The organism is Enterobacter sp. LU1 (genome assembly GCF_008271405.2).
GTDB lineage: Bacteria > Pseudomonadota > Gammaproteobacteria > Enterobacterales > Enterobacteriaceae > Enterobacter > Enterobacter hormaechei_C.
Map to the genome: position 1 here is coordinate 3957301 of NZ_CP043438.2, position 14119 is coordinate 3971419.

General features: G+C 55.7%; 16 protein-coding genes. 13 read left to right on the top strand and 3 right to left on the bottom strand.

The features are described from left to right. Nucleotides 1-223 precede the first annotated feature (223 nt). Complete coding sequence (gene sstT / locus FZF21_RS18905) at nt 224-1465, top strand: serine/threonine transporter SstT (protein WP_017382425.1); 1242 nt, start codon at nt 224-226, stop codon at nt 1463-1465. An 86-nt stretch (nt 1466-1551) separates the two neighbouring features. Here sstT and FZF21_RS18910 read toward each other — a convergent pair whose 3' ends face one another. Beyond that, nucleotides 1552-3039, bottom strand: a complete 1488-nt coding sequence (locus FZF21_RS18910; protein ID WP_015571940.1) for an altronate dehydratase family protein — start codon at nt 3037-3039, stop codon at nt 1552-1554. Between the two features lie 17 nt (nt 3040-3056). Further along, nucleotides 3057-4469, bottom strand: coding sequence for a glucuronate isomerase (uxaC, locus tag FZF21_RS18915; protein WP_149121172.1), 1413 nt, complete (start codon nt 4467-4469; stop codon nt 3057-3059). A 475-nt stretch (nt 4470-4944) separates the two neighbouring features. On the opposite strand from uxaC, the gene FZF21_RS18920 reads away from it, so the two are divergent. The 11 genes from FZF21_RS18920 to FZF21_RS18970 all read left to right on the top strand — a co-directional run bounded on the left by FZF21_RS18920 (nt 4945) and on the right by FZF21_RS18970 (nt 12310). Then, on the top strand, nt 4945-6243 hold the full coding sequence (locus FZF21_RS18920) for an MFS transporter (protein ID WP_015571942.1): 1299 nt from the start codon (nt 4945-4947) through the stop codon (nt 6241-6243). A gap of 188 nt (nt 6244-6431) precedes the next feature. Then, nucleotides 6432-7208, top strand: coding sequence for a transcriptional regulator ExuR (gene exuR, locus FZF21_RS18925; protein WP_003862635.1), 777 nt, complete (start codon nt 6432-6434; stop codon nt 7206-7208). A 341-nt stretch (nt 7209-7549) separates the two neighbouring features. Next, complete coding sequence (gene yqjA / locus FZF21_RS18930) at nt 7550-8212, top strand: DedA family general envelope maintenance protein YqjA (protein WP_003862638.1); 663 nt, start codon at nt 7550-7552, stop codon at nt 8210-8212. 2 nt (nt 8213-8214) lie between these two features. Beyond that, complete coding sequence (mzrA, locus tag FZF21_RS18935) at nt 8215-8598, top strand: EnvZ/OmpR regulon moderator MzrA (protein ID WP_003862640.1); 384 nt, start codon at nt 8215-8217, stop codon at nt 8596-8598. Between the two features lie 143 nt (nt 8599-8741). After that, the gene (locus tag FZF21_RS18940; protein ID WP_017382428.1) at nt 8742-9110 is read left to right on the top strand and encodes a DUF1090 domain-containing protein; all 369 of its coding nucleotides are present in this window, start codon (nt 8742-8744) and stop codon (nt 9108-9110) included. Nucleotides 9111-9139: 29 nt separating this feature from the next. Continuing rightward, nucleotides 9140-9445, top strand: coding sequence for a YqjD family protein (locus tag FZF21_RS18945; RefSeq protein WP_003862645.1), 306 nt, complete (start codon nt 9140-9142; stop codon nt 9443-9445). A gap of 2 nt (nt 9446-9447) precedes the next feature. Then, the gene (locus tag FZF21_RS18950; RefSeq protein ID WP_003862647.1) at nt 9448-9846 is read left to right on the top strand and encodes a phage holin family protein; all 399 of its coding nucleotides are present in this window, start codon (nt 9448-9450) and stop codon (nt 9844-9846) included. Next, entirely contained in the window at nt 9843-10139 is a 297-nt protein-coding gene (locus FZF21_RS18955) for a YqjK-like family protein (RefSeq protein ID WP_003862649.1), read from the top strand. The genes FZF21_RS18950 and FZF21_RS18955 overlap by 4 nt, the downstream gene beginning before the upstream one ends. A gap of 247 nt (nt 10140-10386) precedes the next feature. Next, on the top strand, nt 10387-10779 hold the full coding sequence (locus tag FZF21_RS18960; RefSeq protein WP_047738203.1) for a DoxX family protein: 393 nt from the start codon (nt 10387-10389) through the stop codon (nt 10777-10779). A 72-nt stretch (nt 10780-10851) separates the two neighbouring features. Next, nucleotides 10852-11838 carry a glutathione S-transferase family protein gene (locus FZF21_RS18965; protein WP_017382429.1) on the top strand — a complete coding sequence of 329 codons (987 nt, stop codon included), beginning with the start codon at nt 10852-10854 and terminating at the stop codon, nt 11836-11838. Nucleotides 11839-11944: 106 nt separating this feature from the next. Beyond that, nucleotides 11945-12310, top strand: coding sequence for a DUF805 domain-containing protein (locus FZF21_RS18970; protein ID WP_015571946.1), 366 nt, complete (start codon nt 11945-11947; stop codon nt 12308-12310). Nucleotides 12311-12348: 38 nt separating this feature from the next. On the opposite strand, the gene yhaJ is transcribed toward FZF21_RS18970, so the two are convergent. Further along, nucleotides 12349-13251, bottom strand: coding sequence for a DNA-binding transcriptional regulator YhaJ (gene yhaJ, locus FZF21_RS18975; RefSeq protein ID WP_003862655.1), 903 nt, complete (start codon nt 13249-13251; stop codon nt 12349-12351). Between the two features lie 104 nt (nt 13252-13355). Between yhaJ and FZF21_RS18980 the strand changes: the two genes are divergently transcribed. Further along, nucleotides 13356-14057, top strand: coding sequence for a pirin family protein (locus tag FZF21_RS18980; protein ID WP_047738200.1), 702 nt, complete (start codon nt 13356-13358; stop codon nt 14055-14057). Nucleotides 14058-14119 lie beyond the last annotated feature (62 nt).

Below are 14119 nucleotides of genomic sequence, written 5' to 3' on the forward strand. Positions count from 1 at the left end.
CCTACAACGTCACCCCGTAGGCCGGGTAAGCGTAGCGCCACCCGGCACTTTCGTTAAGCAATAGTTAAAAAACATGACACAACACGTAAAATCCAGCATTTTACGCTTCCGCCTTTCGCTGCTTTCCCTGATACTCAACCAGGCAAACAAATACTTACATCCGGACACAAATGTGACTTAGAGCACATCCAGGATGGAACGCAATTTCACTCAGGAATAACGTATGAGCACACAATCACGCGGTCTGTTCGCGCGCCTGGCGCAGGGCAGTCTTGTAAAACAAATTCTGGTCGGGTTGGTACTGGGTATTCTGCTAGCGATGGTGTCAAAACCTGCCGCGGAAGCGACGGGGCTGCTCGGCACCCTTTTCGTTGGCGCACTGAAGGCCGTCGCCCCGGTACTGGTGCTGATGCTGGTGATGGCGTCGATTGCCAACCACCAGCACGGACAAAAAACCAACATTCGCCCTATTCTGTTCCTGTATCTGCTGGGAACCTTCTCTGCTGCCTTAACGGCCGTGGTGTTTAGCTTCCTGTTCCCGTCCACGCTGCACCTGACCAGCGCGGCCGGTGATATCACCCCGCCGTCCGGGATTGTGGAAGTGCTTCGCGGTCTGCTGATGAGCATGGTCTCTAACCCCGTCACCGCGCTGATGAACGCGAACTACATCGGCATCCTGGTCTGGGCGATCGGTCTGGGCTTCGCGCTGCGTCATGGTAACGAGACCACGAAAAACCTGGTGAACGATATGTCCAACGCTGTCACCTTTATGGTGAAGCTGGTGATTCGCTTTGCGCCAGTCGGGATCTTTGGTCTGGTTTCTTCGACGCTGGCCACCACCGGTTTCGATGCACTGTGGGGCTACGCGCAGCTGCTGGTCGTCCTGGTCGGCTGTATGCTGCTGGTGGCGCTGGTGATCAACCCGCTGCTGGTGTTCTGGCAGATCCGCCGCAACCCGTATCCGCTGGTGCTGACCTGCCTGCGTGAAAGCGGCGTGTATGCCTTCTTCACCCGCAGCTCGGCGGCAAACATTCCGGTCAACATGGCGCTGGCGGAGAAGCTGAATCTGGATCGCGATACCTATTCGGTGTCGATTCCTCTGGGTGCAACCGTGAACATGGCAGGTGCGGCGATCACCATCACCGTGCTGACGCTGGCGGCGGTGCATACGCTGGGCATTCCGGTGGATCTGCCAACCGCGCTGCTGCTGAGCGTCGTTGCATCACTGTGTGCCTGTGGCGCATCCGGCGTGGCGGGCGGCTCGCTGCTGCTGATCCCGCTGGCCTGTAACATGTTCGGTATTCCGAACGAGATTGCCATGCAGGTTGTCGCGGTCGGCTTCATTATCGGCGTATTGCAGGATTCCTGCGAAACCGCGCTGAATTCCTCTACCGACGTGCTGTTTACCGCAGCGGCCTGTCAGGCGGAAGACGCGCGTTTAGCGAAGAACGCCCTGCGCAGTTAAAAAGAAAAGCCCGGTGGCGGCTACGCCTTACCGGGCCTACAGGGTTTAGTAGGTCGGGTAAGCGCTAGCGCCACCCGACAAAGCACTTATAGCGTCACACCACTCTTAAAGATCGCCAGCTCGCGGAAGTCGTTCTTCTCGTTGCAGGTCTGCCTGCCGCTGGCAAATTCCACAATCGTGTCCACGAATTCGCTCAGCAGCTGCGGCATCGCTTTGCCGTGAATCAGCTGGCCGGCATCAAAGTCGATCCAGTGTTTTTTCTTCGCCGCCAGCTCGCTGTTAGTGGCGATTTTCACCGTTGGCACAAATCCGCCGTACGGCGTGCCGCGCCCGGTACTGAACAGCACCATGTGACAGCCCGCTCCCGCCAGCGCACTGGTGGCGACCGCATCGTTGCCCGGTGCGCTCAGCAGGTTCAGACCGTGCGTTTTCAGCCGTTCACCGTAACGCAGCACGTCCACTACCTGGCTGGCGCCCGCTTTCTGGGTGCAGCCCAGGGATTTCTCTTCCAGCGTGGTGATCCCACCCGCCTTGTTACCCGGCGACGGGTTCTCATAAATCGGCTGGTTATGGGCGATGAAGTACTGTTTGAAATCGTTGACCATGGTGACGGTCTTCTCAAAGGTCTCTTCGTCGCGGCAGTGGCTCATCAGAATGCGCTCTGCGCCGAACATCTCCGGCACTTCGGTCAGCACCGTGGTGCCGCCGTTGGCAATCACGTAATCTGAGAAGCGGCCCAGCATCGGGTTAGCGGTAATGCCGGAAAGCCCGTCAGATCCGCCGCACTCCAGGCCAAACTTCAGTTCACTCAGCTTGCCCGGCTCGCGCTTGTCGTGACGCATCACCTCATACAGCTGGTGCAGCTGTTCAACGCCCGCTTCCACTTCGTCGTCCTGGTGCTGACACACCATAAAGTGCACGCGCTCAGGATCGAACTCGCCCAGCGTGTCGCGGAAGGCGTCGACCTGATTGTTTTCACAGCCGAGGCCAATCACCAGCACCGCCCCCGCGTTCGGGTGGCGCACCATATTTTGCAGCATGGTGCGGGTATTGATGTGGTCGTCGCCCAGCTGGGAACAACCGTAGGTATGGCTGAACAGATGCACGCCGTCGGTGCCTTCAGCATTGTTGGTCTCTTTCAGGAAACGCGTCTGAATTTGACGCGCGATCCCGTTCACGCAGCCGACGGTCGGGAGGATCCACAGTTCATTGCGGATCCCCACCTCCCCGCTGGCGCGGCGGTAGATCTGCACCTCACGATCGGCCGCCTGTCCTTCTTCTGCCTGGAAGTCAGGTTGATAGCTGTACTCGTCCAGATCGCTGAGATTGGTGCGGGTATTGTGGGAATGAATGTATTCACCCGGCGCAATATCCGCCAGCGCATGACCGATGGGCAAACCGTACTTCACCACGTTCTCCCCTTTCGCGATGGGAATCAGGGCAAACTTATGTCCACGTCCAATGGCCTGGCGTAACGTCACCGACTGGTTGTCGAAGGTCACTTCCGTCCCTTCGGCTAAATCGGCCAGCGCGACGGCAACGTTATCCAGCGAATGGATTTTGATGTATTGCATATCAACCTCAAACGGCCTTAGTTCAGTTCAATGGCGAAGTAGTCACGCGCATTGTTAAAGCAGATGTTTCTCACCATTTCGCCCAGCAGCTGGATATCCGCTGGCGCTTCGCCCGCGTGCACCCAGCGGCCAATCATCTGGCACAGAATGCGGCGGAAATATTCATGGCGGGTATAGGAGAGGAAACTGCGGCTGTCGGTCAGCATGCCAACGAAGCGGCTCAGCAGGCCGAGCTGCGCCAGCTGCGTCATCTGACGCTCCATGCCGTCTTTCTGATCGTTAAACCACCAGCCGGAACCGAACTGCATCTTGCCCGGCATCCCTTCGCCCTGGAAGTTGCCGATCATAGTGCCCAGCACTTCGTTATCGCGCGGGTTCAGGCAGTACAGAATGGTTTTTGGCAGCAGGTTTTGCTCGTTCTGTTTGCTCAGCAGTTTTGACAGCTCTTCCGCCATCGGACGGTCGTTGATGGAGTCAAAGCCTACGTCCGCGCCCAGCAGTTTGAACTGACGCTGGTTGTTATTACGCAGCGCGCCGATGTGATACTGCTGAACCCAGCCGCGACGGGCATATTCCGCACCGAGGAACACCAGCACCGCGGTTTTAAACTGCGCCACTTCGTGCTCGCTCAGGGCTTCGCCGGAGAGACGACGCGCCAGAATACTGTCCAGCTCAGCTTCACTGGATTCCGCGAACAGCACTACGTCCAGCGCGTGGTCAGACACTTTACAGCCGTGTGCGGCAAAGTGATCCAGACGTTTGGTCAGCGCGGTTTGCAGATCGCCAAAGCGACGAATGTCGGTATCCGAAACTTCCGCCAGCTTCGCCATGTAGTCGTTAAAGGTCGGCAGCTCGATGTTGAAGGCTTTATCCGGGCGCCAGCTTGGCAGCACTTTGGTGTCAAACGTGCTGTCCTTCGCGACAACCGCGTGATGTTCCAGAGAGTCGACCGGATCGTCGGTGGTGCCCACCATCTTCACGTTCATCTGCTGCATGATGCCGCGCGCCGAGAAGCTATCCTGCGCCAGCAGTTCGTTGCACTGATCCCAGATTTCATCCGCCGTGGCGGGAGAGAGCAGCTTGCCGGTGATACCAAACGGACGACGCAGTTCGAGGTGCGTCCAGTGGTATAACGGGTTACCGATGGTGTGAGGAACGGTAGCGGCCCAGGCGTCAAACTTCTCGCGATCGGTCGCGTCGCCGGTACACAGGCGCTCGGCCACGCCGTTGGTGCGCATTGCGCGCCACTTATAGTGGTCACCCTTCAGCCAGATATCATACAGGTTTTTGAAACGGTAATTTTCGGCAACCTGCTGCGGCGGTAAATGGCAGTGGTAGTCGAAAATCGGCTGGTCTTTTGCGTAGTCGTGGTACAGGCGGCGAGCAAATTCGGTATCTAGCAGAAAATCGTCGGTCATAAACGGTGTCATTATCGTCTTCCTCATTACGGGAGCGTCAGAAAGCTTATGTTCAGATGCTGCAAAGTTATCACACCAATTTCCAGAGTCCGACGTTTTTTTCGTGAGTTAGATCAATAAACGTCGACAAATAAATTACCCTCAAAGGGGTAAACCCTCTCGCAGACCGCGCCAGTTCTGGCTTTGCGCACGCCGCATAATGTCCCTACAAAGATTCACACTTTTGTGATGTCACTCACCTTTTAAAGTTGTATGACAAGTTATCTTTTCGCCGTCGCAAACTATAAGCCGACGGAATGCATTACCGGTGTTTGATACATCGGATTTAACGGTACGGAAGCCGACTTAGCACGATTACTTATGGCAAGGTTCGGGCCGTTCCGGGACAGGTTCCCGGTTACGCCCCTCCCGTTACAGAACAGCTCCCGGCAACGGTTGAGTTGTTGCCGTGTCCCGACACGGAAATAACATAACGATGAGGTTTTACATGCGTAAAATTAAAGGGTTACGTTGGTACATGATCGCACTGGTGACGCTCGGCACCGTGCTGGGCTACCTGACACGTAACACCGTGGCAGCAGCGGCGCCAACATTGATGGAAGAGTTACATATCTCCACGCAGCAATACTCTTACATCATTGCGGCTTACTCTGCCGCTTACACCGTAATGCAGCCTGTTGCAGGTTATGTTCTTGATATTCTGGGTACAAAAATTGGTTATGCCTTCTTCGCTGTAGCCTGGGCCGTCTTCTGTGGGGCGACCGCGCTGGCTGGCAGCTGGGGCGGACTGGCGCTGGCGCGTGGTGCGGTAGGTGCTGCCGAAGCGGCGATGATCCCCGCAGGTCTGAAAGCCAGCTCTGAATGGTTCCCGGCAAAAGAGCGTTCAATCGCTGTCGGTTACTTCAACGTGGGCTCCTCCATCGGGGCGATGATTGCTCCGCCACTGGTGGTGTGGGCGATTGTGATGCACAGCTGGCAGATGGCGTTCATCATCTCCGGTGTGCTGAGCTTTGCCTGGGCCATGGCGTGGCTGATCTTCTATAAACACCCGCGCGATCAGAAAAAGCTGTCTGACGAAGAACGTGACTACATTATTAATGGTCAGGAATCTCAGCATCAGACCGACAACGGCAAAAAGATGTCCGTCTGGCAGATCCTGGGCACCCGTCAGTTCTGGGGTATCGCTCTGCCACGCTTCCTGGCAGAACCGGCCTGGGGTACGTTTAACGCCTGGATCCCGCTGTTCATGTTTAAAGTTTACGGCTTTAACCTGAAAGAGATCGCGATGTTCGCCTGGATGCCAATGCTGTTTGCAGACCTGGGCTGTATCGTCGGCGGCTACCTGCCACCGCTGTTCCAGCGCTGGTTTGGCGTGAACCTGATTGTGTCCCGTAAGATGGTGGTCACCATGGGTGCCCTGCTGATGATCGGCCCGGGCATGATCGGCCTGTTCACCAGCCCTTACGTGGCTATCGCCCTGCTGTGTATCGGGGGCTTTGCTCACCAGTCTCTTTCCGGTGCGCTTATTACGCTCTCGTCCGACGTGTTTGGTCGTAACGAAGTCGCTACCGCCAACGGCCTGACCGGGATGGCCGCCTGGACCGCAAGTACCCTGTTTGCGCTGGTGGTCGGCGCGCTGGCAGATACCATTGGTTTCAGCCCGCTGTTCGCGGTACTGGCTATCTTCGACCTGATGGGTGCGGTGGTTATCTGGACGGTGCTGAAGAGCAAATCCGCCGATGAACTGGCGAAAGAGTCCCTTGGGGGACCGGCGACGCAGAGTTAGCGTTGTTGTGCCGGGTGGCGGCTCCGCCTTACCCGGCCTACAAAACCCATAGGCCCGCGCAAGCGAAGCGCACCCGGCAAAATCTTCTCAAAAGCCGCCTACGGGCGGCTTTTTTCATGGCGAAATCTGGAGAGTGGCACGCAAAAGTGGTATAACAAATCATTCGCCGTACCCTGCCTGGAGCGCATATGGAAATCACCGAATCACGTCGTTTATATCAACAACTTGCCGCCGAGCTGAAAGATCGCATCGAGCAAGGGGTCTATCTCGTCGGTGATAAACTTCCCGCTGAACGTTTCATTGCGGATGAAAAAAGCGTCAGCCGTACGGTGGTCCGCGAAGCCATCATCATGCTGGAAGTGGAAGGGTATGTTGAGGTACGCAAAGGTTCCGGCATTCATGTGATTTCCAGCCAGGCGAAACACTCCCCCACCCCGGACGAAAGTCTGGAGTTTGCCAGCTACGGTCCGTTTGAGCTTCTCCAGGCTCGCCAGCTGATTGAAAGCAACATTGCGGAATTTGCTGCGACGCAGGTGACCAAGCAGGACATCATGAAGCTGATGGAAATCCAGGATCACGCGCGTAAAGAAAAATGTTTCCGCGATTCCGAATGGGACCTGCAATTCCACGTCCAGGTCGCCCTTGCGACTCAGAACACGGCGCTGGCGGCAATCGTTGAAAAAATGTGGACTCAGCGCGTTCACAACCCGTACTGGAAGAAATTACACGATCACATTGATTCCCGCACGGTAGACAACTGGTGTGACGACCACGACCAGATTCTTAAGGCTCTGATTCGTAAAGATCCGCATGCGGCGAAACTGGCAATGTGGCAGCACCTGGAGAACACCAAACAGATGCTGTTTAATGAAACAAGTGATGACTTTGAATTTAACGCTGACCGCTATCTTTTTGCCGATAATCCGGTCGTTCACCTCGATACCGCGACCAATCTCGCAAAATAACTCCCCGAACTGCTGGCAGGCGCACCGCCGCGCCTTCCGGCCAGACAGGGTAAGAAAACCTCTATAGTGTCAGCCTTTGTAAAATTTCTCGCTCCCCTCCGTGGCTTACGCCAAAATCGTGTTTCCCCTCAAATTCTGTGACGCAGAACGTCGGGCTTTGTTACAATTGGATTCACTTCGTTATTTTGTAAGTTAGTGCTTGCTAACCAGCCAATTAACAGGGAACAGTGTTGGCCACACATCAATGTGTCCGCGAGCGACCATAATGAAATCATAACAATGTCGCCGTGCTGTTTTCCCGAATGACAGGCGTGACGTTAACCGATTTCCAGGAACACTGAATGGAACTTTTGACCCAACTACTGAACGCCCTCTGGGCTCAGGATTTCGAAACGCTGGCCAACCCGTCCATGATTGGCATGCTCTACTTTGTGTTATTTATGATCCTGTTCCTTGAGAACGGTCTGCTGCCTGCTGCCTTTTTACCCGGCGACAGCCTGCTGGTGCTGGTCGGGGTGCTCTGTGCAAAAGGGGCGATGGCTTTCCCGCAAACGGTCCTGCTTTTGACCATTGCCGCCAGCCTGGGCTGCTGGGTGAGTTACATTCAGGGGCGATGGCTGGGTAACACGCGAATCGTTCAGAACTGGCTTTCGCACCTTCCGGCCCATTACCACCAGCGAGCGCACCACCTTTTCCATAAGCATGGGCTTTCCGCCTTACTGATCGGCCGCTTTATCGCATTCGTACGCACCCTGCTGCCCACCATTGCGGGCTTGTCCGGCCTGAGCAGTACGCGCTTCCAGTTCTTTAACTGGATGAGCGGCTTGCTGTGGGTGCTGATCCTGACCACGCTCGGCTACGCGCTGGGTAAAACGCCGGTCTTTATGAAATATGAAGATCAGCTGATGTCTTGCCTGATGCTGCTGCCCGTCGTTCTGCTGGTGTTTGGCCTGGTCGGGTCCCTGGTCGTACTGTGGAAGAAGAAATACGGAGCCAGGGGTTAACGATGGTTATCTCCCCGCTCGCGCTGCGCCGCTTCTCTTACGCTATCGTCGCGCTGATGATGTTCAGCGCTCTTATCCTGCTGTGGTCTGCGCTACAGCATCAGGAGTCGACGCTGGCTATCCGTCCTGTGAGCCAGGGAACCAGCGTGCCGGATGGTTTTTCCATCTGGCATCATCTGGACGCAAACGGGATCCGCTTTAAGAGCATCACGCCGCAAGACGATGTGCTGCTGATAAAATTTGACTCCAGTGCGCAAAGCGCCGCGGCGAAAGCCGTGCTGGACCGCACGCTGCCGCAGGGTTACATCATTGCGCAACAGGATGATGACAGCCACGTAGCCTCCTGGATGTCACGGTTACGCGACACGTCGCATCGATTTGGTTAACGACTAAGATTCCGAATATTTTCACCTACTTTGGTGAAACTCCCGTTTACTTACTATGCTTAAGTACGCGGAGCACCCCTCAGATGTTCTCCGCATAGTTCTGGAACACGGCTTACGCCGTAACACAATGGAAGGTTTCTATAATGAAATACCGCATCACTCTGGCTCTGGCCCTTTTTTCTTTAAGCACAGCTTCCTTCGCTATGTCTCTTTGTCAGGAGAAAGAACAGGATATCCAACGCGAAATCAGTTATGCCGAAAAGCATAACAATCAGCACCGGATCGACGGGCTGAAAAAAGCGTTGAGCGAAGTGAAAGACAACTGTACGGACAGCAAGCTGCGTGCCGATCATCAGGAAAAAATCGCTGAACAGAAGGACGAGATAGCCGAGCGCCGTCAAGACCTACAGGAAGCGAAAGAGAAAGGTGATGCGGAAAAAATTGCCAAGCGCGAGAGGAAGTTGCAAGAGGCGCAGGACGAACTGAAAGCGCTGGAAGCTCGCGATTATTGAGTTAACGGAAATCTCAACAGGAGAGAATCATGTCAAAAGATACAACTTCAGAAAATCTGCGCGCTGAACTGAAATCCCTGGCGGACACCCTGGAAGAGGTGCTGAACTCTTCTGCGGATAAATCGAAAGAAGAAGTAAGTAAACTGCGCAGCAAAGCGGAGCAGGCACTGAAAGAGAGCCGTTACCGTCTGGGCGAAACCGGTGATGCGCTGGCGAAACAAACCCGCGAAGCGGCAGCGCGCGCAGACGAATATGTACGTGATAATCCATGGACGGGTGTAGGTATTGGCGCCGCAGTGGGTGTGGTGCTGGGTGTCCTGCTGACGCGTCGTTGATTATGGAAGATCCACGTCACGCACAAGGGCCTGCTAAAAACGTCCTCGGCATCGGCCAGCGTATTCTTACGACGCTGGTCGGGATTGCCGAAACGCGCGTCCGGCTTGCGGTAGTGGAGCTGGAAGAGGAGAAAGCCAACCTCTTCCAGATGCTGCTCATGCTTGGGCTTACGATGCTCTTTGCCGCGTTTGGTCTGATGAGCCTGATGGTGTTAATCATCTGGGCTATCGATCCACAGTATCGTCTGAACGCGATGATTGCGACTACCGTGGTTCTGCTGGTGGCGGCGCTGATAGGCGGTATCTGGACCCTGCATAAAGCGCGCACGTCGACCTTCCTGCGCCATACGCGCCAGGAGCTGGCCAACGACCGCGCCCTGCTGGAGGATGATAAGTCGTGAGCGACAAAGCCGAACGTCAAAAGCGGAAAGCGTATCTGTTGAGCCAAATCCAGCAGCAGCGGCTGGATTTGTCTGCCAGCCGTCGAGACTGGGTTGAAGCCACGCATCGGTTTGACCGCGGCTGGAACACGGTCCTGAGCCTGCGCTCATGGGCGCTGGTCGGCAGCAGCGTGATGGCGATCTGGTCGGTTCGGCATCCTAACATGCTGATCCGCTGGGCACGCCGCGGCTTTGGCGCCTGGAGCGCCTGGCGTCTGGTGAAAACCACGCTGCGACAACAGCAGTTGCGCTAGCCTTCTTGCCGGGTGACGCTGCGCTTACCCGGCCTACGATTGCGTGTAGGCCGGGTAAGGCGTAGCCGCTACCCGGCAAAACCCCCTCCCTTACTCAATATCTTTGAAGAAGATTAACAGTTTTCCTTGCTAACATTTGCCATCCGCCCCGTTTACACTCCTCTCCATCGACAGCAAAGACGCGGTATCTACCCGAATTTGCACGCAAATAACGTTTAGCCGCTGATGTGGTTTCCTGGAGAGTAAAATGAAAAAATTAGAAGATGTTGGTGTACTGGTAGCGCGTATTCTGATGCCTGTTCTGTTCATCACCGCAGGCTGGGGCAAAATTACCGGCTATGCGGGCACTCAGCAGTATATGGAAGCGATGGGCGTGCCGGGGTTCCTGCTGCCACTGACCATTCTGCTTGAGTTCGGCGGCGGCCTGGCAATCCTGTTCGGTTTCCTGACCCGCACCACGGCGCTGTTCACCGCAGGCTTTACCCTGCTGACCGCGTTCATCTTCCACAGCAACTTTGCGGAAGGCGTGAACTCCCTGATGTTCATGAAAAACCTGACCATCGCGGGTGGCTTCCTGCTGCTGGCTATCACGGGTCCGGGCGCCTACAGCATCGACCGTCTTGTGAATAAGAAGTGGTAAGCAGGCTATACTGATTACATTCAAAGCGAGGAGACATCTCCTCGCTTTTGCTATCTGACGGAGGAGTAAAAAATGGGACAACTCGTAGACGGCGTCTGGCAGGATGTCTGGTATGACACCAAATCCACCGGTGGACGCTTTAAGCGCTCTGTTTCGGCCTTCCGTAACTGGCTGACCGCCGACGGCGCACCCGGCCCGAGTGGCGAAGGGGGCTTTGCGGCGGAAAAAGATCGTTATCATCTGTATGTTTCTCTCGCCTGTCCGTGGGCGCACCGCACGCTGATTGTGCGCAAACTTAAAGGTCTCGAATCGTTAATTCCGGTTTCGGTGGTCAACCCGCTGATGCTGGAAAACGGCTGGACGTTCGACAGTGGCTTCCCGGCCGCGACGGGTGATGAGCTTTATCATCACGATTTCCTGTATCAGCTCTATCTGCGCGCCGATCCGCACTACACCGGACGCGTAACGGTGCCTGTGCTGTGGGACAAGAAAAACCAGACGATCGTCAGCAATGAATCCGCTGAAATCATTCGCATGTTCAATACCGCGTTTGACGCGCACGGTGCCCGCGCCGGGGATTACTACCCGGTTGAGCTGCGCGAGAAAATTGACGAGCTGAACGGCTGGATCTACGACAACGTTAACAACGGCGTCTACAAAGCGGGCTTTGCCACCAGTCAGGAAGCGTACGACGAAGCGGTCGGCAACGTGTTTGGATCCCTGGAGCGCCTGGAGCAGATCCTCGGCCAGCATCGTTATTTAGCGGGCGATCGCCTCACCGAAGCAGACATCCGCCTGTGGACGACGCTGATCCGCTTTGATCCGGTATATGTCACCCACTTCAAGTGCGACAAGCATCGCATCAGTGATTACCTGAACCTGCACGGTTTCCTGCGCGACATCTATCAGATGCCGGGGATTGCGGAGACGGTCAATTTTGACCATATTCGCACCCACTATTTCCGCAGTCATAAGACCATCAACCCAACGGGCATTATCTCCATTGGCCCGTGGCAGGACCTGGATGAACCGCACGGGCGCGACGTGCGTTTCGGATAATTATTTAGGGAATCAATTGATTCCCTTTTTTAATTCACAGCATACATCTATCCTTACCTCGATCGCTTAGAAAACAAGTGATTGACTGATTAAGAGGCAAGGAAAAATGGACTGGTATTTAAAAGTACTGCGCAACTACGTTGGATTTGGTGGCCGTGCCCGCCGTAAAGAGTACTGGATGTTCGTTCTGGTGAACTTCGTCCTGATTATGGTGCTGGGCATTGTGGACAAGATCCTCGGCTGGGAACGCGAGGGGGGTGAAGGCATTCTCACCACCATTTATGGTGTGTTAGTTCTGCTGCCTTCATGGGCCGTACTGTTTCGTCGTCTCCACGACACAGATCGTTCGGCGTGGTGGCTGCTGTTGCTGTTGATCCCGCTTATCGGCTGGATCGTGATTTTGATTTTCAACTGTCAGAGCGGAACGCCGGGCGAAAACCGCTTTGGTCCGGATCCTAAGGCAAGCGCGTAAATTCTGCCCGGTGGCGCATACGCTTACCGGGCCTACGCTTATTTGTTGTGGTGGGCAAAGAGCTTGGGAATTTCACGCAAACACCACGATTTGGCTTCGCCCATGCTGTCGCGACGCCACGCCATAATGATATCCACTTCGCTGGTGTATTCCGGGCTGACGACGCGCAGCCGCCCTTCTGCAATGTCCTTTTCGACAAACGGATACGGCATAGTCGCCACGCCCAGCCCCGCCAGGAGTGCCTGTCGCTTATCTTCCAGCGACGTTACCGTCAGTCGCGGCTGTTTATCCAGCAACTGTACCGTTAACACCGGGCGCTCTCGGGCGGTATCCGCGACCGCCACACCGCGGTATTTCACGCGCGTGACCTCAGAGAGCGGCTCCGGCTCCTGATGGATCGGGTGATCCGGGGCGGCGACGTAGACGTTCATCACGCTGTACAGTTTGCGCGAATTGATTTCTGACGATGAGCGGAAATGCATGTCCGGCGCAATCACGATATCCGCCCTGCCCGTCTCAAGACGCTCCCACGCCCCGGCCAGCACCTCAGTGATGATCGACAGCTGGGTATTGGCTTTCGCGGCCAGTCTGTCCACCAGCGGGAACAGCGCCTCGGTGGGCACCAGCGCTTCGGTCACCAGCGTCAGATGGGTTTCCCAGCCGCGGGCCAGCGCTTCGGCATCCGTCGTCAGCTTATCCGCCGCTTCCAGCAATACGCGGCCGCGCTCAAGCAGCATCCGCCCAACGTTGGTGAATTTTGTTCGATGACCGGAACGGTCAAAGAGCACAACATCCAGCTCCTCTTCCAGCTTTTGCATGGTATAGCTCAGGGCAGACGGAACGCGCCCCAGTTCATCTGCCGCCGCGGCAAAGCTGCCGCGCCTGTCAATCGCGTCCATAACGCGAAGCGCCTCAAGCGTCAATGCTCTCTCTTTAGCCATCTCGTTCTCATTCAGGAAATTTGAACATACCAGGCAGAATATCTGGCTAACAATGCAGCGTCCATACCTTTACCATTGATTTAGTGTAAAGAGAGGTCAAGTTTATGATTACGACAAGAACAGCGAAACAGTGCGGACAAGCCGATTTCGGTTGGTTGCAGGCCCGCTACACCTTTTCCTTTGGACACTACTTTGACCCTAAACTCCTCGGTTACGCTTCACTGCGCGTATTGAATCAGGAAGTGCTCGCCCCGGGCGCGTCCTTCCAGCCGCGCACGTACCCTAAAGTCGATATCCTGAACCTGATCCTGGAAGGCGAGGCAGAATACCGCGATAGCGAGGGCAATCATGTCCAGGCGAAGGCTGGCGAGGCGCTGTTAATTTCCACGCAGTCAGGTATTAGCTACAGCGAGCATAACCTCAGCAAAGATAAAACGCTGACCCGCATGCAGCTGTGGCTGGATGCCTGTCCGGAGCGGGAAAATCCGCTGGTGCAAAAAATCGATCTGAAGGGCGGTAAACAGCAGCTGATTGCCTCGCCAGACGGCAGCAAAGGCAGCTTGCAGTTGCGCCAGCAGGTGTGGTTGCACCATATCGAACTGAAAAAAGGTGAACAGGCGAGCTTCCAGCTTCATGGCCCGCGTGCCTATTTGCAGTCCATTCACGGAACGGTGCATGCGGTCACGCATACGGAAGAGAAAGAAGCGCTCACCTGCGGTGACGGGGCGTTTATTCGTGACGAAGCGAATATCACCCTGGTTGCCGATACGCCGCTGCGCGCGCTGCTGATTGATTTGCCGGTGTAAGATCAACACGCCCCCTCGCTCGATCGGTTCCCTCTCCCTATGGGAGAGGGTTAGGGTGAGGG

What these genes read in the sequence shown, in the direction of transcription:
- sstT (WP_017382425.1), top strand. Translation starts at nt 224, where the DNA reads ATGAGCACACAATCACGCGGTCTGTTCGCGCGCCTGGCGCAGGGCAGT.
- FZF21_RS18910 (WP_015571940.1), bottom strand. Translation starts at nt 3,039, where the DNA reads ATGCAATACATCAAAATCCATTCGCTGGATAACGTTGCCGTCGCGCTG.
- uxaC (WP_149121172.1), bottom strand. Translation starts at nt 4,469, where the DNA reads ATGACACCGTTTATGACCGACGATTTTCTGCTAGATACCGAATTTGCT.
- FZF21_RS18920 (WP_015571942.1), top strand. Translation starts at nt 4,945, where the DNA reads ATGCGTAAAATTAAAGGGTTACGTTGGTACATGATCGCACTGGTGACG.
- exuR (WP_003862635.1), top strand. Translation starts at nt 6,432, where the DNA reads ATGGAAATCACCGAATCACGTCGTTTATATCAACAACTTGCCGCCGAG.
- yqjA (WP_003862638.1), top strand. Translation starts at nt 7,550, where the DNA reads ATGGAACTTTTGACCCAACTACTGAACGCCCTCTGGGCTCAGGATTTC.
- mzrA (WP_003862640.1), top strand. Translation starts at nt 8,215, where the DNA reads ATGGTTATCTCCCCGCTCGCGCTGCGCCGCTTCTCTTACGCTATCGTC.
- FZF21_RS18940 (WP_017382428.1), top strand. Translation starts at nt 8,742, where the DNA reads ATGAAATACCGCATCACTCTGGCTCTGGCCCTTTTTTCTTTAAGCACA.
- FZF21_RS18945 (WP_003862645.1), top strand. Translation starts at nt 9,140, where the DNA reads ATGTCAAAAGATACAACTTCAGAAAATCTGCGCGCTGAACTGAAATCC.
- FZF21_RS18950 (WP_003862647.1), top strand. Translation starts at nt 9,448, where the DNA reads ATGGAAGATCCACGTCACGCACAAGGGCCTGCTAAAAACGTCCTCGGC.
- FZF21_RS18960 (WP_047738203.1), top strand. Translation starts at nt 10,387, where the DNA reads ATGAAAAAATTAGAAGATGTTGGTGTACTGGTAGCGCGTATTCTGATG.
- FZF21_RS18965 (WP_017382429.1), top strand. Translation starts at nt 10,852, where the DNA reads ATGGGACAACTCGTAGACGGCGTCTGGCAGGATGTCTGGTATGACACC.
- FZF21_RS18970 (WP_015571946.1), top strand. Translation starts at nt 11,945, where the DNA reads ATGGACTGGTATTTAAAAGTACTGCGCAACTACGTTGGATTTGGTGGC.
- yhaJ (WP_003862655.1), bottom strand. Translation starts at nt 13,251, where the DNA reads ATGGCTAAAGAGAGAGCATTGACGCTTGAGGCGCTTCGCGTTATGGAC.
- FZF21_RS18980 (WP_047738200.1), top strand. Translation starts at nt 13,356, where the DNA reads ATGATTACGACAAGAACAGCGAAACAGTGCGGACAAGCCGATTTCGGT.